Annotated in this window: 20 protein-coding genes, 1 tRNA gene and 1 riboswitch; of the genes, 9 read left to right on the top strand and 12 right to left on the bottom strand. The window is 70.0% G+C overall.

What is annotated here, in order from left to right:
• Window position 1: 1 nt before the first annotated feature.
• Together ABTZ54_RS15715 and ABTZ54_RS15705 are read left to right on the top strand one after the other, a co-directional pair.
• Window positions 2-880, top strand: a complete 879-nt coding sequence (locus ABTZ54_RS15715; RefSeq protein WP_351662787.1) for a NaeI family type II restriction endonuclease — start codon at window positions 2-4, stop codon at window positions 878-880.
• A gap of 82 nt (window positions 881-962) precedes the next feature.
• Complete coding sequence (locus ABTZ54_RS15705) at window positions 963-1457, top strand: very short patch repair endonuclease (protein WP_351662784.1); 495 nt, start codon at window positions 963-965, stop codon at window positions 1455-1457.
• A 12-nt stretch (window positions 1458-1469) separates the two neighbouring features.
• Here ABTZ54_RS15705 and ABTZ54_RS15700 read toward each other — a convergent pair whose 3' ends face one another.
• The 3 genes from ABTZ54_RS15700 to ABTZ54_RS15690 form a co-directional block, all read right to left on the bottom strand.
• Complete coding sequence (locus ABTZ54_RS15700; RefSeq protein WP_351662781.1) at window positions 1470-2666, bottom strand: DNA cytosine methyltransferase; 1197 nt, start codon at window positions 2664-2666, stop codon at window positions 1470-1472.
• A 128-nt stretch (window positions 2667-2794) separates the two neighbouring features.
• Window positions 2795-2998: a hypothetical protein gene (locus tag ABTZ54_RS15695; RefSeq protein WP_351662778.1), complete on the bottom strand. Its 204-nt coding sequence runs from the start codon at window positions 2996-2998 to the stop codon at window positions 2795-2797.
• Window positions 2999-3136: 138 nt separating this feature from the next.
• Window positions 3137-3850 (bottom strand): hypothetical protein, encoded by a 714-nt coding sequence (locus tag ABTZ54_RS15690; RefSeq protein WP_351662775.1) that lies wholly within the window; start codon window positions 3848-3850, stop codon window positions 3137-3139.
• Window positions 3851-4151: 301 nt separating this feature from the next.
• Here ABTZ54_RS15690 and ABTZ54_RS15685 point away from each other — a divergent pair, with 301 nt between their 5' ends.
• From ABTZ54_RS15685 to ABTZ54_RS15670, 4 genes are all read left to right on the top strand, one after another.
• Window positions 4152-4838 (top strand): KpnI family restriction enzyme N-terminal domain-containing protein, encoded by a 687-nt coding sequence (locus ABTZ54_RS15685; protein WP_351662772.1) that lies wholly within the window; start codon window positions 4152-4154, stop codon window positions 4836-4838.
• 66 nt (window positions 4839-4904) lie between these two features.
• Window positions 4905-6317, top strand: a complete 1413-nt coding sequence (locus ABTZ54_RS15680; RefSeq protein WP_351662769.1) for a ParB/RepB/Spo0J family partition protein — start codon at window positions 4905-4907, stop codon at window positions 6315-6317.
• Window positions 6318-6319: 2 nt separating this feature from the next.
• Window positions 6320-8149: a DEAD/DEAH box helicase gene (locus ABTZ54_RS15675; RefSeq protein WP_351662766.1), complete on the top strand. Its 1830-nt coding sequence runs from the start codon at window positions 6320-6322 to the stop codon at window positions 8147-8149.
• 101 nt (window positions 8150-8250) lie between these two features.
• Window positions 8251-8556, top strand: a complete 306-nt coding sequence (locus ABTZ54_RS15670; protein WP_351662763.1) for a hypothetical protein — start codon at window positions 8251-8253, stop codon at window positions 8554-8556.
• A gap of 40 nt (window positions 8557-8596) precedes the next feature.
• On the opposite strand, the gene ABTZ54_RS15665 is transcribed toward ABTZ54_RS15670, so the two are convergent.
• Genes ABTZ54_RS15665 through ABTZ54_RS15650 form a run of 4 tightly spaced genes read right to left on the bottom strand, consistent with a single transcriptional unit; the run spans window position 8597 to window position 12560 of the window.
• Window positions 8597-9865: a DUF445 domain-containing protein gene (locus tag ABTZ54_RS15665; RefSeq protein WP_351662761.1), complete on the bottom strand. Its 1269-nt coding sequence runs from the start codon at window positions 9863-9865 to the stop codon at window positions 8597-8599.
• Window positions 9866-9890: 25 nt separating this feature from the next.
• The gene (locus ABTZ54_RS15660) at window positions 9891-10928 is read right to left on the bottom strand and encodes an ABC transporter ATP-binding protein (RefSeq protein ID WP_351662758.1); all 1038 of its coding nucleotides are present in this window, start codon (window positions 10926-10928) and stop codon (window positions 9891-9893) included.
• A 14-nt stretch (window positions 10929-10942) separates the two neighbouring features.
• A complete protein-coding gene (locus tag ABTZ54_RS15655) occupies window positions 10943-11722 on the bottom strand; it encodes an ABC transporter permease (RefSeq protein ID WP_351663034.1) in 780 nt (259 codons plus the stop codon).
• A gap of 37 nt (window positions 11723-11759) precedes the next feature.
• Entirely contained in the window at window positions 11760-12560 is an 801-nt protein-coding gene (locus ABTZ54_RS15650; protein ID WP_351663032.1) for an ABC transporter permease, read from the bottom strand.
• Window positions 12561-12673: 113 nt separating this feature from the next.
• Here ABTZ54_RS15650 and ABTZ54_RS15645 point away from each other — a divergent pair, with 113 nt between their 5' ends.
• Window positions 12674-15061 (top strand): transglycosylase domain-containing protein, encoded by a 2388-nt coding sequence (locus ABTZ54_RS15645; RefSeq protein ID WP_351662755.1) that lies wholly within the window; start codon window positions 12674-12676, stop codon window positions 15059-15061.
• Here ABTZ54_RS15645 and ABTZ54_RS15640 read toward each other — a convergent pair.
• The 3 genes from ABTZ54_RS15640 to ABTZ54_RS15630 form a co-directional block, all read right to left on the bottom strand.
• Complete coding sequence (locus tag ABTZ54_RS15640; RefSeq protein ID WP_043228159.1) at window positions 15055-15375, bottom strand: DMT family transporter; 321 nt, start codon at window positions 15373-15375, stop codon at window positions 15055-15057. The genes ABTZ54_RS15645 and ABTZ54_RS15640 overlap by 7 nt on opposite strands.
• A gap of 31 nt (window positions 15376-15406) precedes the next feature.
• Window positions 15407-15478: riboswitch (guanidine-III (ykkC-III) riboswitch) on the bottom strand.
• Window positions 15479-15520: 42 nt separating this feature from the next.
• Window positions 15521-15859 carry a GroES family chaperonin gene (locus tag ABTZ54_RS15635; RefSeq protein ID WP_351662752.1) on the bottom strand — a complete coding sequence of 113 codons (339 nt, stop codon included), beginning with the start codon at window positions 15857-15859 and terminating at the stop codon, window positions 15521-15523.
• Between the two features lie 65 nt (window positions 15860-15924).
• Window positions 15925-16245, bottom strand: coding sequence for a DUF3618 domain-containing protein (locus tag ABTZ54_RS15630; RefSeq protein WP_351662750.1), 321 nt, complete (start codon window positions 16243-16245; stop codon window positions 15925-15927).
• A gap of 142 nt (window positions 16246-16387) precedes the next feature.
• On the opposite strand from ABTZ54_RS15630, the gene bcp reads away from it, so the two are divergent.
• Window positions 16388-16855 (top strand): thioredoxin-dependent thiol peroxidase, encoded by a 468-nt coding sequence (gene bcp / locus ABTZ54_RS15625; protein WP_351662747.1) that lies wholly within the window; start codon window positions 16388-16390, stop codon window positions 16853-16855.
• Window positions 16856-16906: 51 nt separating this feature from the next.
• Window positions 16907-16990: transfer RNA gene (locus tag ABTZ54_RS15620), tRNA-Leu, on the top strand.
• Between the two features lie 26 nt (window positions 16991-17016).
• On the opposite strand, the gene rdgB is transcribed toward ABTZ54_RS15620, so the two are convergent.
• Together rdgB and ABTZ54_RS15610 are read right to left on the bottom strand one after the other, a co-directional pair.
• On the bottom strand, window positions 17017-17619 hold the full coding sequence (rdgB, locus tag ABTZ54_RS15615) for an RdgB/HAM1 family non-canonical purine NTP pyrophosphatase (protein WP_351662744.1): 603 nt from the start codon (window positions 17617-17619) through the stop codon (window positions 17017-17019).
• 61 nt (window positions 17620-17680) lie between these two features.
• Entirely contained in the window at window positions 17681-18064 is a 384-nt protein-coding gene (locus tag ABTZ54_RS15610; RefSeq protein WP_351662741.1) for a hypothetical protein, read from the bottom strand.
• Between the last annotated feature and the right edge of the window lie 11 nt (window positions 18065-18075).

The following is an 18075-nucleotide window of genomic DNA, read 5'->3' as shown; positions in this document are numbered from 1 at the left end:
CTTGTCTGACGACACACTTCCCTTGGATTTCACGGCTGCGCAGAACATCAGCGCCATGCCGGGTTCCTCAGCCGACCCCGCCGTGGACGAAGTCGCCGAGTGGCTGGATGAACGCTCAGCGGCGGCGCTCATCGGTGTGTCCATACGGCAGGCGATCGATGAGGTTCTGGACGGGCAGCGGACCGGAAGATATGACATCGACGACCTTGAGAAGACCGAGAAGACCTATCTCGGCACCAAGGTCGAGATCATCATCCGCAGCGCATTCGGCCTGCAGCGCGGACAGCGCATGGACTACCTCATCGCCGACCATGAGGTGGACTCGAAATTCACCATCGGGTCAAACTGGACCATTCCCAAGGAGGCGGCCGGCCACATCTGCCTTCTGACCAGGGCAGACGACCATCGTTCACTGTTCTCGGCAGGGCTCCTGCGCATCGACGGGGGCATTCTGAACGCCGGGGAAAACCGCGACGGAAAGCGGTCGCTCTCCGCCGCTGGACGATCCGCTGTCCGTTGGATCGTCCGCGACGGGCGCCTCCCCGAGAATGTCCTTATGAGCCTGACGGAAGAAGACCGCGCGGCCATCTTCTCGGCCCCGGGAAACCAGGCGAGCGGGCAGCTCCGGACGAATGAGCTCTTCCGCAGGGTCCAGAGAAAGGTGATCAACAGGAATACGGTCGTCACCGTGGCGAAGCAGGATGACAGTCCGAAACGCGTGCGCGACGCCAGAAAGTTCCTGGGCCCCGAGGGAATCTCATTCTTGGGCACCAGCAGCCTCATCCGCGTATCGCCACGGACCTTGGGCTGGAAACCCCGGACAAGGGAACGTGGATCTCCGCGACGCTCACTGAAGTGGCGGCCTCCAGCCAACGGATGAAGAGTGAGATCGACGGGCACTTCTACGCCCTCGCGCTCCCGGGGGAGACCGCGGCGGCACCCGCGAAATACTGATGAGACCCATGGCTGATCCAGTGAACGAGAAGTCCCAGGAGCCGGCCGCCTGGGAGCCGCCTCCCGGCTCCTGGGCTTCCTCCGCGGCCCGGCGTCGCAACATGCAGGCGATCCGCAGCCGGGACACCAGGCCAGAACAGCTCATCAGGCGGCTGCTGCACGCACAGGGGCTGCGCTATCGCGTCGCGGCGAAGCCTCTGCCTGAGCTGCGGAGAACGGCGGACATCATCTTCCGGCCGGTAAGACTGGCCGTGTTCATCGACGGCTGCTACTGGCACGGCTGTCCTGAGCACTACGTCTCCCCCAAGACGAACCCCGGCTACTGGTCGGAGAAGGTCCACCGGAACATGACCCGGGACCGCGATACGAATGCGCGCCTGGAAGAGGCCGGCTGGACCGTCCTCCGCTTCTGGGAGCACGAGCCCTCGGAGGAATGCGCGGCTGCCATCGCCGCCGAAGTAGAGAAACGCCGTGCCCTCGCGCGGGGCGAGGGCACGGCGTAGCTACGGTGTGGTTCAGGACTGCCGCGCGTCCCGTTCCCGGGCCGCCTTCAGGACGTCCATGATCGAGTCGCCGACCGCCTTCGCGACCGGGGGCGGAAACGCGTTGCCGACCTGCCGGTACTGCGCGGTCTTGCCCCCGTCCAGGATCCAGCCCTTCGGGAACCCCTGGATGATCGCCGCCTGCTCCACGGTGAGCATCGGACCGTCCGCCCCGAACAGGTCGCGGTCCTCCGTCTCCTTCTTCGCGCAGGTCTCCATGTCGTTCGCCACGCCCATCCCGGAGACGCCCAGCTGCCTCCACGCGGCCTTGGCCCGGCTCGGCCCCAGGTCCGCGCCGCCGTGCTTCTTCGAGCCGCCGACGAGGGTCGGGGCGATCCCCTTACCGTCCAGCGCGACGTTCCGCTTGGCCGCCGCCTCCCGCCAGTGCTCGAGCGCCTTGCGCGCCCTGGCACCGTGCTTCGGGCTGTCGAAGTAGCGCTGATAGCGCTCCTGCATGGTCTCGTCGAGTGCCTCGGCCACGCTCACCGGGACCTCACGCGTCGCGGTGGGCCACTCGTACTTCAAGTCCCCCTTCACGCTGCTGAGGACCTCTTTACGGAACGCCACGAGGATCGCGCGCGGGCGGAGCTGGGGGACGCCGAAGTCACTCGCCTCCAGCACGTCCCACTTACTCACCGTGTAGCCGAGCCCCTCCGTGGTGACCTCGGTCCCGTCTTCCTCCCGGTACGTGCCGCCCTCCAGCTTCGCCCGGATCATGGTGCGGTAGTCGGCGAACTTGGGGTCCATGAGGCCGCGCACGTTTTCGATGAGCACCGCCTTGGGCTCCAGCGTCTCCACGAGCTCCAGCATCCGGGGAAACAGGTCGCGCTCGTCGTCCTTGCCCAGCTGCTTGCCCGCGTGCGAGAACGGCGGGCAGGGCACCCCGCCGGCCAGGAGGTCGACGCCGTGCCGCTCCCGCAGCTCCCCGCTCTTGACCAGGTCGGTCTTCGGATCGAAGAGCTTGACGTCCTTGGCCAGGATGTCGCAGTACTGCCTCTCCCAGCTCCACGCATCGTGCGCGGCCACGTTCCGTTCGAGAGTCTTGGCCGCGTGCGTGTCGATCTCGACCAGGGCGAGATGCCTGAACCCGGCTTCGTGCAGACCGACGGCCTGTCCGCCGGCTCCAGCACAGATCTCGATCGAGGTGAACTCATCTCCAGTGCTGGTCATGCACCCTCCTTCGAACACGTACCCCGCCGGCGCCTTATGCCACCAGCCATCACAGAGGGTGACAGACCCCACTGACAACCCCACAAGTGTGCGGCATCTGGAGACCTCACGGGCACCTCGCGGCGAGCCTAGTCCCCTGCCCCCGCTACGAAGGTGAGCAGCGCGATACCGAGCGTGAAGGCGCCGGCGAACGCGACACATCCCAGCATGATCGACGCCGGGGCGGACTTCCCGTCCCACCGGGCGAGGGCGACCGTGCCCGCGGCGGCGGCGAGCGCCACGAAGAAGGCGATGGCGACGCCGACGACGACGGCCAGTGAAATGTTCAGCATGACGGAACGGCTCCAGAAGACGTGAGGAATGGGCACCCGCACGCGGGCAGGGCGGAAACCGGAGCGGCGTGACACAGCTGCTCCGTGCTGGCGTTCTTCATGGCGGTGGAGCCCCGTTGTACGGCTCCCTGCTCCTGGCTACCCCGTCACGCCACCCCCGGCAGGCACGCTGGCCTTCATGACCAGCCGGGCCGAGCCGGTCAGTCCGGCATCCATCAGGGCGAGGGCCAGCCGCATACTCTCCTCGGCGGCACGCTCGCCGTCGGCGAGAAGCAGCGCCTCCGTGAGGTCCGCGTCACCGGCACCGTGCAGCGCGCCGACCACGTCGCAGAACTCCACGAGAGTCAGCGTCCTGCTCGCCGACCACGCCGCCCCGACGAGGTGCCGCAGGCTGCCGGAACGCCGCGCCTCGCGCAGGACGTCCACCGTTTCGCCCACCTTGCCGTTCTGGCCATTGCGCCGGTCCAGCGCCGGTCCCTGTGCCGGAACGCTGCCGCCCCTCTCCTGAACGGGCACCGCGGTGATGACCTGGACGGCCATGAGGTCGTGGTCCCCCGCGAGGGCAGCCGCCCGGGCCTCCTCCAGCTCCGCCAGGGTGACCGGCAGCACCGGCCGGGCGGCCTGGGACGCCACAGCCTGGTAGATCACGCGCAGCTTGTCGGCCCGGGGCATCCGCCGCCCGATCCAGTAGTTGGACAGCGTGCTGGGCGCGACACCCAGCAGCCCCGCGCGGGCTCCCTGCTTCTTCGACTCCATCACCCCGATGAGGGCCCGGAACTTCTCGGCGAACACCATGCGCGCGGGACTGCACTCCCGCCAGTAGGTCTCCCGAACCTGACCCAGTACGGCCACTGAACCTCCAGATGTACACGGACACGGCACAAACGATCAGCCTTCACGATGAACTTGTCACACCCGAACACCGGAACGCTCCATTCCGGCCCTTTGGATGTTTGCGTTACCACCCCGGCGGGGCTTCTGATGTTTGCGTTCCCGCTCCACACCAGGCGACCTGTTTGCGTTCGGCCGCAAACATCTGTGAAAACTTGATCCCTCCCCCTCCTTCACCGTCCAATGGACAGACGAACCGGACGCGGACATGAGTAACGCACCTGACCAAAGTCCCGAATTGGCACATAAAGGGAGAAAAGAAATGAACGCCGACATTCCGCCCTGGCAGAGCGGCAGTTACGGAACGATGGTCCGCTGCGCGCTGTGGCTCCTGACCGAAGTCGGCGAGGGCGAGATCTTCACGAAGACCCAGCTGCGCGAGGCGTTTCCGGAGACGTCCCAGATTGACCGCCGCATGCGGGACCTCAGGACCCACGACTGGGTTATTGCGACAAACCGGGACGACCCGACCCTGTCGCCCAGCGAGCAGCGCTTCGTCAAGAAGGGCGCCGAGGTCTGGAAGCCCGGCCAGGCGCGGGCGAAGTCCGCCACGGCGGCCATGAACGCCACACAGCGGCGTGAGATCCTTGACCGGGACGATCACCTCTGCCGGATCTGCGGTATCGCCGCCGGCGAGAGCTACGACGGCGGGATCGAGACCGCCCAGCTGGACATCGCCCGCCGTGAGGTCCTGAAGCCCGGAGGGACGGCGGTCGAGATGGTCACCGAGTGCCGCAGGTGCCGGGTCGGCGGCCGGGGCCAGCAGACCGACGTCACGGACGTACTGAGCCGGCTAGGCAGGATGAGCGCCGTTGAGCGTCAGCTCTTCGCCCAGTGGGTGGAGGCCGACCACAGGGACTTCAGCGCGATGGAAAGGCTCTGGGGCGAGTACCGGAGCCTGCCGGCGGAGTCGCGGGAGACTGTCCGCTCGTCGGTCGGCCGTCCGTAGCCTGTCCCTCTGAACGGCGTGGAAGCAAGGCGGGCGCGTGGCCCGGAGTCGAGGAGAGCTGTGGGGATGCAGAAGTACGGTCTTCCGCCGACGGGAGAAAAGACCGCGGAGTTCGTCGCCCGGCGGCTCAAGGAGCCGCCGGAGGGGAACGCGGTCCGCGAGACCGTGACCGTGGAATGGAACGGCCGGCCGCTGCACGTCGGCGTCATCGACATGCCTCTGCGCGACCTGTACTACAACCCGGCGACCCACCGGATCAGGGCTCAGCTCGGTCACAACCCGGCGCTCGCCCAGGCCCTGCGGGACAACCCCTGGGACGCGGAAAGCCAGGAGTACCTGGAGCGACTGCTCAAGGGCAAGCCCTCCAACCCGGACGAGCCCGACCCCGACTTCGAGGCCCTGCTGGACAGCCTGCGGACCGTCGACCAGCAGGAGCCGGGGCTGATCACCCACGAGGGCATCCTCGTCAACGGCAACACCCGCGCGGCAGCACTGCGCCGGCTGGGACGCACGTCGATCCGGGTCGGCGTGCTTCCGCCCACGACGACCTGGGAGGACATCAACGCCGTTGAACTCACCCTTCAGCTGCGCCCTGACAAGCGCAGGGACTACTCCTACATCAACCGCCTGATCGCCATGGAGGAGCAGGAGCTGATGGGCCGCGAAGCGGCCGACATCGCCCGTGAGTTCCATATCCAGCTGAGGACCTTCAAGCAGGAGCGCTGGATCCTCGGAGTGATCCGGGACATGATCGACCGCAGTGCCACCCCCGAAGGCGCCCAGCTCTCACTCGCGGACTTCGAAGGGCACCAGGAGAACTTCAAGGAACTGCACCGCATCTGGGACAAGGCGGCCGGCTCCAGCCTGGAGAAGGCGGAGCGGATCAAGGAGAACCGGGTCGCCGCGATCATCCTGGACTTCGCCAAGACGAAGACCCGGGTCATCGGCGAGGACTTCCAGGAGAAGTACCTGGACAATGCGCTGCCGGAACTGCTGCAGCGCCCCGCCGAGCAGGAGGAGGCCGGCGGCGGGCTCGCCATTCCCGGGCTCTCCGTCTCCGTGGCCCCGCCGACGGATCTGGTGGTGCAGGCCCGTGCCGTCACGGACCAGATCCTGCGTGCCCGCGCTGTCGAATCGGCGCGCCACCTCCCCGCCGAGACGCGTGCCTCCGCACGGGCCGAGGTCGCCGTCGCGCGCAGAGGCATCGAGCGCGCGATCGTCACCGCCGAGCGGGACGCCAGGCTCAAGCGGGTCAGGCAGACCACCGCTGAACGGCTCGATGACGCGCGCGCCGCCATCGAGCAGAGCGTCCACGACCTGGCACAGGCGGTGGGCAGCAACAGCCTCGACGAGGAGAGCTTCGACGAAGCCCTGCTCCGTGTCCGCGGCAGCCTCGTGAAGCTGGCCCGCCAGGCCAACCGCGGGGTCGTCACTCGCGGCGAAGGGGTCAGCTGGCTGATCAAGGCGAGTGAGGGCTGAGGATGGACGACACCGAGGAGCGGTCCCTGAGGCTGAGCTTCGATGAGACGCGGACGAAGGTGGTGTTCCGCACCCCGGAGGACGGGCAGGAGCACCTGGTCCGGTTCATCGCCCGCTACGGCAGCGGCAGCCACCGGGGACCGCTCGCCGCCGAAGTAGATCTCGAAGAGTTCCTCGCGCAGCTCACGCTCCTCAGGCACTGGCACGATCCCGCCGGCGTGGACTTCGCGCCCGACCTCAGGTCACTGGCCGAGGGGTCCGTCCGGGACGCCCAGGCAGTCGAGGCCCGGCTCACCGCCGAGACCAAGGGGGAGGAACCCTCAGGAGAAGTGGCCGCGTCCGCGGTCCCCGGACTGCTGGGGGACTCGTGGAAGGCGCCGCTCACCGATTTCCAGCTGAGGGACGTCGCCAAACTGCTGTCCCTGACGCACGGGGCGAACTTCAGTGTGCCGGGGGCCGGGAAGACGCGCGCCGCGCTGGCGGTCTACTCGGCCCTCAAGCGCTCCGGGCAGGTCAGGCGGCTGCTGGTCGTGAGTCCGAAGTCGGCGTACGAAGCGTGGACGGACGAGGCCGCCCAGTGCTTCACCGAGCCTCCGGCGGTCAGGGTCTTCGGCAGCGACCGGGCCAATGACGCGGAGATCCTGCTGGTCAACTACGAGCGGCTGAGCCGGCAGCAGGCGAAGCTGGCCGACTGGCTGACCCTCGCCCCAGCCATGCTGGTCCTGGACGAGGCCCACCGTATGAAGCTGGGGGTCCGGGGCACCTACGGCGCCAGCTGCATGGCACTGGGTCCGCTCGCCCGGCACCGGCTGATACTCACGGGAACGCCCGCGCCCAACGGAGCCAAGGACCTGGAGAGCCTGCTCTCGTTCGTCTGGCCGGGTCACGGCCGGCGCGTGGTGGACAGGGCGGTGGCAGGCGGCGACCTGGCCCACGCGAGCCGGGTACTGCGGCCCCTGTTCACCCGGACCACCAAGAAGGAGCTCCAGCTTCCGCCGGTGGACCTGCGCGTCAGGCAGGTGGAGCTCCCCGAAGCACACCGGCGCCTCTACTCGGCGCTCAAGAACCAGCTTCCCGGCCCGCAGGACCGCGAACAGGAAGAATTCGCCCGGCTCGGCAAGGTCCTCTGCTACCTGATGATGGCCAGCACGAACCCCGCGCTGCTTGAACCAGGGACCGACCGGCACGCGCCCTTGCCCTTCCACGTGCCCCCGCTGCGGCCAGCCGACGGGCTCCCGCTGAAGGAGCTTCTGCGGGACCTGCCCCGCTATGAGCTCTCGCCGAAGTACGAAGCCGTGCTCCGGACCGTGACCGACAACGCCCGTCAGGGCCGCAAGACGCTCGTATGGTCCACGTTCGTGAGGAACCTGAACTCGCTGGCGGTTCCTCTGGCGGCCTTCCAGCCGGCGGTCGTCCACGGCGGCACACCCGACCGCGACGAGCAGATCCGCAGGTTCCGGGAAGACCCGGACTGCATGGTGCTGCTGTCCAACCCCGCCACCTTGGGCGAGGGAATCAGCCTCCACCATGTCTGTCACGACGCGGTGTACCTGGACCGCGACTTCGCGGCCGGCCGGTATCTGCAGAGCCTTGACCGGATTCACCGGCTCGGGCTGGCCCCGGACACGGAGACCCGGGTCACTGTGCTCATCGCGAAGGGCACCATCGACCACATCGTGCATGAGCGGCTCGGCCGCAAGCTGGAGTTCATGGGGAAGATCCTGGACGACCCAGTCGTGCAGGAACTGGCCGACCCCGAGGAGGATTATTCTCCGTGGGGTATGGACAGTGCGGACCTCCGCGCCCTGGTAGGGCACCTCGAATCCGTCTGACCATGTATGGCCGCGCACCTGGCCGACGCCCCCGAGGGCCGGGAGACGCCCGCTCGTTACCCTCGTCTTGAAGCCGACCCGCCCGTCGAAAGGCCCCCGCCATGCCCCGTATCCCCTCCCCCGCCATAGCCGCCGCCGGGCTCGTCGGTGGGTATGCCGTTGCTCGGTGGACGAAGAAGCGGCCGCTGGGTGGGGTCGTGCTGGCCGCAGCCGGTGGTGTGGCCGCGAAGGAGTGGCAGCGGGTGGGTGGGGCGAAGGTCGCGGGTGGGCTTACGGCTGCCTATGTCGCCGCGTTTGCCGGGTCGCATCCGCTTGCCAAGAAGATCGGGGCCTGGCCCGCCGTGTTCTCCGTGGCCGCGGGGATGGCCGGGGCGGCCTACGTCGTGACGCGGAACGCCGACGTCTGACGCGGCCGACGCGGGGCCGGCTGCCGGGCCGTCGCGGTCGTCAGCCGCCCGCCGCCCTGCTGATCGTGTAGATCAGCAGGCCCGCCAGCGCGCCCACCACCGTGCCGTTGATGCGGATGAACTGGAGGTCGCGGCCGATGTTGGCCTCGATCTTCTTCGAGGTCTGGGTGGCGTCCCAGCCGGCGACCGTGTCGGTGATCAGGGAGGTGATCTCGGTGCGGTAGGTGGTGACGACGTAGGCGGCGGCGTCCTCCGCCCAGCCTTCGACCTTGGACTGGAGACGGTCGTCCGAGGAGAGGCGCTGGCCCAGGGAGATCAGGGAGGCGCGGGCGCGGCGGCGGAGCTGGCTCTGGTCGTCTTCTGCGGCGGCCAGGACCAGGGCGCGGACCGAGGACCAGGCCGAGGCGATGAGGTCCTGGACCTCGGGGCGGGAGACGAGGTCCGACTTGAGGCGCTCGACGCGGGCGCGGGTGTCGCTGTCGGACTGGAGGTCGGCGGCGAAGTCCGTCAGGAAGCGGTCGATCGCGCCGCGCGCCGGGTGGGCCGGCATGTCCCGCATCTCCGTCACGAAGCGGAGCAGCTCCTTGTAGACGCGCTCGCCGATGCGCTTGTCCACGAAGCGCGGGGTCCAGCCCGGCGCCCCGCCCTGGACCGCGTCCATCACCGAGTCGCCGTGCGTCACCAGCCAGTCGTGCGCCCGGGAGCAGACCAGGTCGACGGCCCTGTGGTGGGAGCCGTCGGCGACCATGCGGTCGAGGGTCTTGCCCAGGCCCGGGGCGATCTCCGCCGCCTCCGCGCGGCGGGTGATGGCCTCGCCGACGACCGCCTGTACGTCGGAGTCGCGGAGGACTGTCAGTGCGCCGCGTAGGGCTGCCGCCAGTTCGGATGTCACGCGGTCCGCGTGGGCCGGGTCCGCGAGCCACACGCCTAGGCGGCGGGCGATGCCGAAGCCGCGGAGTCTGCCCCGTACGACGTCGGCGGAGAGGAAGTTCTCGCCGACGAAGGTGCCCAGGGAGGCGCCCAGCTGGTCCTTCTTGGTGGGGATGATCGCCGTGTGCGGGATGGGGAGGCCCAACGGGCGGCGGAAGAGGGCCGTCACCGCGAACCAGTCCGCCAGCGCGCCGACCATGCCGGCCTCCGCCGCCGCGGCCACATAGCCCGCCCATGCGCCCGCGCCCGCGCTCTTCGTCCACGTGGCCAGCGCGAAGACCACCGCGACGAACGCGAGCAGGCCCGTCGCCAGCAGCTTCATCCGCCGGACGCCCTTGCTCTTCTCCGCGTCCGCCGCCGTGTAGGTGAAGCTCACCATCACCTCACCTCCCTTTCTCATCTGCCTATCTCAGTGACTCCTGGGACGCATCCGGAGTTCCCCCGTACCCGCCCCCATATCCGCCCCCGTACATCTTCGCGATCACTGCCTCGATGTCCGGCTCCCGCACCGACAGGTCCAGCAGCGGGTACGCCGCCGCCACCGACGCCACCACGGGGGCCGCCGAGGAGGCGGCGGGGATCGCCAGCCACTGGCGGGGGCCCTCCGCGCGGACGAAGCGGGCGCCCGGTACCTCGATCGGCGCCGATTCCCGCGCCAGGTCGACCACCAGCAGGCGCTCGCTCTCGCTGGCCGCGTGCAGGCCGGCGAGCTCCCCGTCGTACATCAGGCGCCCGTGGTCGATGACCATCACCCGGCGGCAGAGCTGTTCGATGTCGGTCAGGTCGTGGGTGGTGAGGAGGACCGTCGTGCCGCGGGTCGCGTTCAGCTCGCGCAGAAAGCCGCGGACCTTCGCCTTCGACACCACGTCCAGGCCGATCGTCGGCTCGTCCAGGTACAGCACGTCCGGGTCGTGCAGCAGCGCCGCCGCGATGTCCCCGCGCATCCGCTGGCCCAGGGAGAGCTGCCGCACGGGTACGTCGAGCAGGTCGCCGAGGTCGAGGAGTTCGACGCAGCGGGCGAGGTTCTCGGCGTAGCGGGCGTCGGGGATCCGGTACATGCGGTGGACCAGGGTGTACGAGTCGCGCAGCGGCAGGTCCCACCAGAGGCTGGTGCGCTGGCCGAAGACCACGCCGATGCGGCGGGCGAGCCGGGTGCGCTCGCGGGAAGGGTCGATGCCGGCCACCCGCACGCGTCCGCCGCTCGGGGTGAGGATGCCGGTCAGCATCTTGATCGTGGTCGACTTCCCGGCGCCGTTGGGGCCGATGTAGCCGACCATCTCCCCCTTGCCGACGGTGAAGGAGATGCCGTCGACCGCCCGGACCTCCCGTTTCTCCCGGCGGATCAGGCCTGCCCTGCGGCGGACGGTGAAGATCTTCTCCAGTCCCTCCAGTTCGATGAAGGGCTCCTTGGCAGGAGTCGTCGGGTCCATTTCGCGCTCCATGGTGGATAGATAGCTCAGCTTCCTGTCGATCGGTAGCTCCGCAGGCCCGCCCGCCACGCGATCCCCGCCACCGCGCAGCACACCGCCGCGACCAGGGGCGACGCGAACGCCGTCCACCCGGGCACCCCGGCCGGTGGCGTCCTCCCCAGGACGTAGAGGGCGGGCAGCCAGTTGACGAAGGCGAGCGGTACGACGTAGACGACGCCGCGCACCAGGTCCTGGGCGAAGATCGTCGGCGGGTACTGGAGCATCGTGTTCCCGCCGTACGTGAACGAGTTCGTCACCTCGGCCGCGTCCTGGAGCCAGAACAGGGCGGAGGCGCCCAGCACCATCAGCGCGGCGAAGATCAGCGCGCCGCTCAGCAGCATCACCGGCACCAGGAGGAGCTTCAGCGGCGTCCACTCCACGCCCTCAAGCAGCACCAGGCCCCACACCAGGACCAGCAGCCCCTGGGCGATCCGCCCGAGCCGCCGCAGCGCGAAGCGGTCGGCCGCGACCTGCGCGAGGACCGGCGCGGGGCGCAGCAGGAACGTGTCGAGGGAGCCGTCGCGCACCCGCTTGCCCATCCGCGGCAGCGAGCCCATCACCAGATCGGCGAGGCCGAACGAGGTGCCGGCCGTCCCGTACAGGAAGGCGACCTCCGCGAAGGAGAAGCCGCCGAGTCCTCTGACCTGGCCGAACATCAGGAGGATGACGACGAAGTCGAAGAAGGTGACGAGGAGGGAGGAGAGGAGGGTCAGGGCGAAGGAGGAGCGGTACGTGAGGGTGGAGCGGATCCACATCCCCGCGACCATGCGGTACGTCCGCCAGGACTCGGCCACGACCGTACGGTCACCCACCCTGCACCACCACCTTCCGCGTCGCCGCCGCCTGCACCGCGCGGCCCGTCGCCAGGAGGACGACCGCCCAGCAGGCCTGGAACGCGTACGCCCCCAGCAGTCCCCAGCCCTCGTACCGCTCCAGGTAGACGTCCGCCGGCACCTGGAGCATCGACGCCCAGGGCAGCATCCGCGCCACCTCGCCCAGGGCGCCGGGGAAGACGTTGAGCGGGAGCAGCATCCCCGAGAAGAACAGCCCGCCGAGCCAGGCCACCTGCATCACGCCCTGGCCGTCGAGGAGCCAGAAGGCGCTCATCGCGACCAGGTACCAGATGGCGAAGCTGACGATCGCGCCCAGCGTCACCGAGCCGAGGAAGGCGAGCCAGGTCCACGCGTGGCTCGGCAGGGTCAGGTCGAAGACGAGGGCGCCGAAGACCATGGGCGCGATCCCCCGGCCGATCAGCTGGTACGCCGCGCGGCCCAGGTTCGCGGCGAACCACCAGGTCTGGAGGTCGGCCGGCCGGTAGAGGTCGACCGCGATGTCGCCGGTGCGGATCCGCTCGATCAGCTCCTCCTCGAAACCGCCGCCCATCAGCCCGCAGACGGTGATCAGGGCCTGGCCGATCCACACATAGGCGAGGGCGTCCCCCATGTCGTATCCGCCGAGCGTGGGACGCGCGTCCCAGAGGGCGATGAAGGTGTACGACAGGATGAAGCCGAAGACGGTGTTGGTGAACACCCCCGCCGCCGTGGCCACCCGGTACGTGGCATGGCGCCTGAACCCACCCGCGGCGACGGTCGTGTAGAGCCGCAGCATGTCCCCCTGCTCCCTCCGGTCGGTCCCACCGCGCAAAGGGCCCGACCTTAGGGGGACTTCCCGTGCCGTCGCGACCGGTTTTCCGGCCCATGCGGGCAGGATGTGCTGTTATGCCCCCTTCATCCGGTGCGCGCGAGGTCCGGTCCGCCGAGTCCTCCGAGTCCTCCTGGGAGCCCAGGGACCCGACCGTCCCCGCCCCGCCCCCGTCCCGAGGGCGCCGCCCCCGCCGCCTCCTGCGGCGGCTGCTCGGGCTCGTCGTCCTCGGCGGCCTGCTGCTGCTCGGCTGCTTCGTCGCCGGCTATCTCCTCGTGGACATCCCGCCCGCCAACGCCACCGCCGTCGCCCAGTCCAACCTGTTCCTCTACCGCGACGGCAGCCAGATCGCCCGCGACGGCGAGGTCGACCGCGAGAACGTGAGCCTGGAACGGGTCCCGGCCGGGGTCCAGCACGCCGTGCTGGCCGCCGAGGACCGCGACTTCCACACCTCGCCCGCGGTCGACCCCCGGGCCATGCTGCGCGCCACCTGGAACACCCTCACCGGCAAGGGCCGCCAGTCCGGCTCGACCATCACCCAGCAGTACGTCAAGAACTACTACCTGGGCCAGGAGCAGACCCTCACCCGCAAGGCGAAGGAGTTCTTCATCGCGATCAAGCTGGGCCGCGAGAAGAGCAAGGGGGAGATCCTGGAGGGGTACCTGAACACCAGTTACTTCGGGCGCAACGCGTACGGGATCCAGGCCGCCGCCCGCGCCTACTACGGCAAGGACGCCAAGGACCTCGACACCGCCGAGGGCGCGTACCTCGCCTCGCTGCTCAACGCGCCCAACGCGTACGACGTGGCCGTGCACCCCGAGAACCGGCCGCGCGCGCTCGCCCGCTGGCGCTACGTCCTGGACGGCATGGTCAAGGAGCGCTGGCTGTCACCCGCCGCCCGCGCGGGCGCCGTCTTTCCCACCCCGCAGCCGGCCCGGCCCTCGGCCGGTCTCTCCGGACAGCGCGGCTATCTGGTGCAGGCGGTCGAGCAGTACCTGACGGAGCGCGGGATCGTCGACGAGAAGACGCTGGCCGCCGGGGGCTTCCGGATCACCACCACCCTGGACCGGGGCAAGCAGGACGCCTTCGTACGGGCCGTCGACGAGCACGTGAACACGCGGCTCGACCCCGCCCGCAACCCCGCGGACCAGTTCGTACGGGTCGGGGGCGCGGCCGTCGAGCCGGCGAGCGGCCGGGTCGTCGCCCTCTACGGGGGCATCGACTACACCCGGCAGTTCGTCAACAACGCCACCCGCCGCGACTACCAGGTCGGCTCCACCTTCAAGCCCTTCGTCCTCGCGGCGGCGCTCCAGCACGGCGCGCTGACCCAGGAGGGTGAGCGGATCACGCCGAACACCTACTACGACGGCGACAACCGGCGGCCGGTGCAGGGGTGGAACGGGGCCCTGTACGACCCGGGCAACGAGGACGACGTCAGCTACGGCGACATCACCGTGCGGACCGCCACCGACCGCTCGGTCAACGCGGTGTACGCGCAGATGGCCGTGGACGTCGGCCCGGGCCGGGTCCGCGAGGCCGCGGTCGCCCTCGGCCTGCCCGGGAGCACCCCCGACCTCACCTCCTCGCCCTCCATCGCGCTCGGCCCGGCCACGGCGAGCGTCCTGGACCTGGCGCAGGCGTACGCGACGCTCGCCAACCACGGCTCCCACGGCACGTACACCCTGGTCGAGAGGGTCGCCAGGGACGGCGAGGAGGTGGAGCTGCCGGGTGCGGCGGGTCCGGCCGGGGCGCGCGAGGCGATCGGCCGCGAGGCCGCCGACACGACGACGTCCGTGCTGCGGAGCGTCGTCCAGAGCGGCACCGGTACGGCGGCGCTCGCGGCCGGGCGGCCGGCGGCGGGGAAGACGGGCACGGCGGAGGACGACAAGGCGGCCTGGTTCGCCGGCTACACCCCGGAGCTCGCGACGGTGGTGGCGATGATGGGCCAGGATCCGCGGTCGGGCCGGCAGGAGTCGCTGTACGGGGCGCTGGGCCAGCCCCGGATCAACGGGGGCGGGGCGCCCGCCGAGATCTGGGGCCAGTTCACCCGCGAGGCGCTCGCCGGGGTCACGCCGAAGGAGTTCGACCTGCGCCTTCTTGAGGGCGCGGAGGAGCAGCCGCTGGTGCCGCCGGTGCCGGACGTCCCGGACGCGGCACAGGGCTTCGAGGGACCGGGGGCGGCCGACCGCAGGCCGGGGCGGGGGACGGGGGCGCCGAAGGGGCCGCGAGGATCGCAGGGGCGGGAGCCGGTCGAGACGGGGTCTCGGCGGGCGGATCCGGATCCCCGGCGTCCGGACGCGGTACGGGACCCGGCGCCGCAGCCGGAGCGCGAAGCGCAGCAGGCCCCGGGTGCTCAAGGGATCCCGGCCCCGCAGCCCCCGCCGGCGGAACCGTTCGCTCCGCCGGCGGGGGCCCCGGGCGACAGCCTGGCCGGTACACCGGCCCCCGGTAACCCCGGTCAGTGACCCGAAGTCGCCTTGAGGCCGACCACGGCCACCAGCAGCAGACAGACGAAGAAGATACGGGCGGCGGTCGCGGGCTCTCCGAGCACCACCATGCCGAGCACCGCCGCACCGGCCGCGCCGATGCCGACCCACACGCCGTACGCCGTGCCGATGGGCAGGGTCTTGGCGGCCTGCGAGAGCAGCAGCATCGAGGCGACGATCCCGGCGCCGGTGAAGACGCTGGGCCAGAGACGGGTGAAGCCCTCGGTGTACTTCATGCCGATGGACCAGCCGACTTCGAGCAGACCGGCGACGATGAGAAGGACCCAGGCCATGACGACGAACCTCCGCGAGACGGATCAACAGGGTGCGTCGTCTTGTCGTCAAGCCCGGTACGGCGCGTCTCGTCGGGTGCCCCCAGCTTAGCAAAGGGCAGGCAAAAGGCCTGGTGACACCGGTCACCAGGCCTTCACGGGGTGCCTAGAGGTACAGGCCCGTCGAGTCGGACTGCCCCTGGAAGCGGTCGGCGGCGACCGCGTGCAGGTCGCGCTCGCGCATCAGGACGTACGCGACACCCCGCACCTCGACCTCGGCGCGGTCCTCGGGGTCGTACAGGACCCGGTCGCCGATCTCGACGGTCCGGACGTTCTGCCCGACCGCGACCACCTCGGCCCAGGCCAGCCGGCGGCCGACGGCCGCGGTCGCCGGGATCAGGATGCCGCCGCCCGAGCGCCGCTCCCCTTCCGGGCTGTCGGTTCGGACCAGGACCCGGTCGTGGAGCATCCGGATGGGCAGCTTGTCGTGGGTGTTGTCGCTCACGACTCGAACCTACCTGCCCGGGCGTGTCGCCCGTACCCGGGACGGGGCGGCCGGGGGGATCTTGCTCAGTCCTTGCCCTTGCGGGCGGAGGCGGCGATCAGCCCGACGACCGCGACGGCGACCAGGGCCACCGGGACCACGCGCTCCAGGCGGGGCGCGCCGTCCTCGTGGGTGAAGCGGGCCTTCACGTCCGAGACGACGCGGTTGACCGCGACGAAGGCGCGGCCGGCGGTGTGGTCGACCGTGGCGGCGACCTTCGCCTTCGCGTCGCCGATGATCGTCTTCGGGTGCACCCGAATCCCGATCTCGTCGAGAGTGACGGCGAGCTGCTCGCGTCGGCGGACGATGTCCGCCTCGATCTGCGCAGGGGTCCTGGCGTCCGACACCGCGCTGCCTCCGTAGTCGTGTACCGGCGAGTACCGGCGTGTTCCGGTCGTCGATGGACAGTCTGTCAGCTTCCGCGCCCGCGGGTCGTCCCCGACCCCCATTAGGCTCTGAACGCGTACGCGAACATTCCCGAGGAGAGCCATGAGCGAGCGACTGCAGCCCGGCGACACCGCCCCCGCCTTCACCCTTCCCGACGCGGACGGCAACGAGGTCTCCCTCGCGGACCACAAGGGCCGCAAGGTCATCGTCTACTTCTACCCGGCCGCCCTGACCCCCGGCTGCACCAAGCAGGCCTGCGACTTCACGGACAACCTGGAGCTGCTGGCCGGTGCGGGCTACGACGTCATCGGCGTGTCCCCGGACAAGCCGGAGAAGCTGGCGAAGTTCCGCGACAAGGAGAACCTGAAGGTCACGCTGGTCGGCGACCCGGAGAAGACGACCCTGGAGGCGTACGGCGCCTTCGGCGAGAAGAAGCTGTACGGCAAGGTGGTGACGGGCGTGATCCGCTCCACGATCGTCGTCGACGAGGAGGGCAAGGTCGAGCGCGCCCTCTACAACGTGAAGGCGACCGGCCATGTCGCCAAGATCATCAAGGACCTGGGGATCTGACCCCGGGCCTGTGACGGAGCCTGCCCGGCCAGTAGCATGGCCGGGCAGCGAGCGGCCGTGGTGGAATTGGCAGTCACGCTGGGTTTAGGTCCCAGTGGGGTAAAACCCGTGGGGGTTCGAGTCCCCCCGGCCGCACTCACACGTTCTCCCGTCGGGCGACGTCAGCCCAACAACTCCCGCACCACCGGCACCAGCGCCCGGAAGGCCTTGCCGCGGTGGCTGATCGCGTTCTTCTGGGCCGGGGTCAGTTCGGCGCAGGTCACGTCGTGGCCGGCCGGCTGGAGGATCGGGTCGTAGCCGAAGCCGTTGGTGCCGACGGGGGTGTGGCGCAGGGTGCCGGGCATGCGGCCCTCGACGACGCGTTCGGTGCCGTCGGGGAGGGCGAGGGCGGCGGCGCAGGCGAAGTGGGCCGCGCGGTGGGTGTCGTCGATGTCGGAGAGCTGGGCCAGGAGCAGGTCCAGGTTGGCCTTGTCGTCGCCGTGGCGGCCGGCCCAGCGGGCCGAGAAGATGCCGGGGGCGCCGTTGAGGACGTCGACGCAGAGGCCGGAGTCGTCGGCGACGGCGGGCAGGCCGGTGGCCTGGGCGAGGGCGTGGGCCTTGAGGAGCGCGTTCTCCGCGAAGGTGACGCCGGTTTCCTTGACGTCGGGGATCTCGGGGTACGCGTCCGCGCCGACGAGCTCGTGGTCGAGGCCGGCGTCGGCGAGGATCGCGTGGAGTTCGGTGATCTTGCCCGCGTTGCGGGTGGCGAGGATCAGACGGGTCATGTCCCGATTATCCGGGGGCCGGTCGCACCGCTGGGACCGGCCCCGGGCCCGGCGGTCCGGGCTAGCCCGGCGTGCAGACCTTGCCGACCTCCGCCGCCGCGTCCGTGATCGGCTTGATGTCGGGGGTCGCGTCGCCGTTCTTGACCGACGTGCGGACGGTGTCGACGCCCTTGGTGAGGTCGTCCACCGCCTTGGACAGGTCCGTCTTGTCCGTCGTGTTCTTGAGGTTGCCCAGCTCCGTGTCGATGCTGTTCAGGGCCTCCTCGATCTGGGTCGGGTCATTGGAGGCGCTGGAGACGGCCTGCGACAGCTTGTCGACCGAGGCCGTGATGGCGTCGACGGTCTTGACGCAGTCCACGGCCTTGTCGAGCCCACTGCAGCCGACCAGGCCCGTGAGTGCGGCGGCGGTGGCGACGGCGAGCGCTATGGAGCGGCGGCGCTTCAAGAGTTGGGTCC

The sequence above is a fragment of the Streptomyces sp. NPDC094032 genome, assembly GCF_040303965.1.
In the GTDB taxonomy this organism is placed as follows: domain Bacteria; phylum Actinomycetota; class Actinomycetes; order Streptomycetales; family Streptomycetaceae; genus Streptomyces.
The sequence above is the reverse complement of the archived record's forward strand: the minus strand, read 5'-3'. Positions and strand labels throughout refer to the sequence as shown.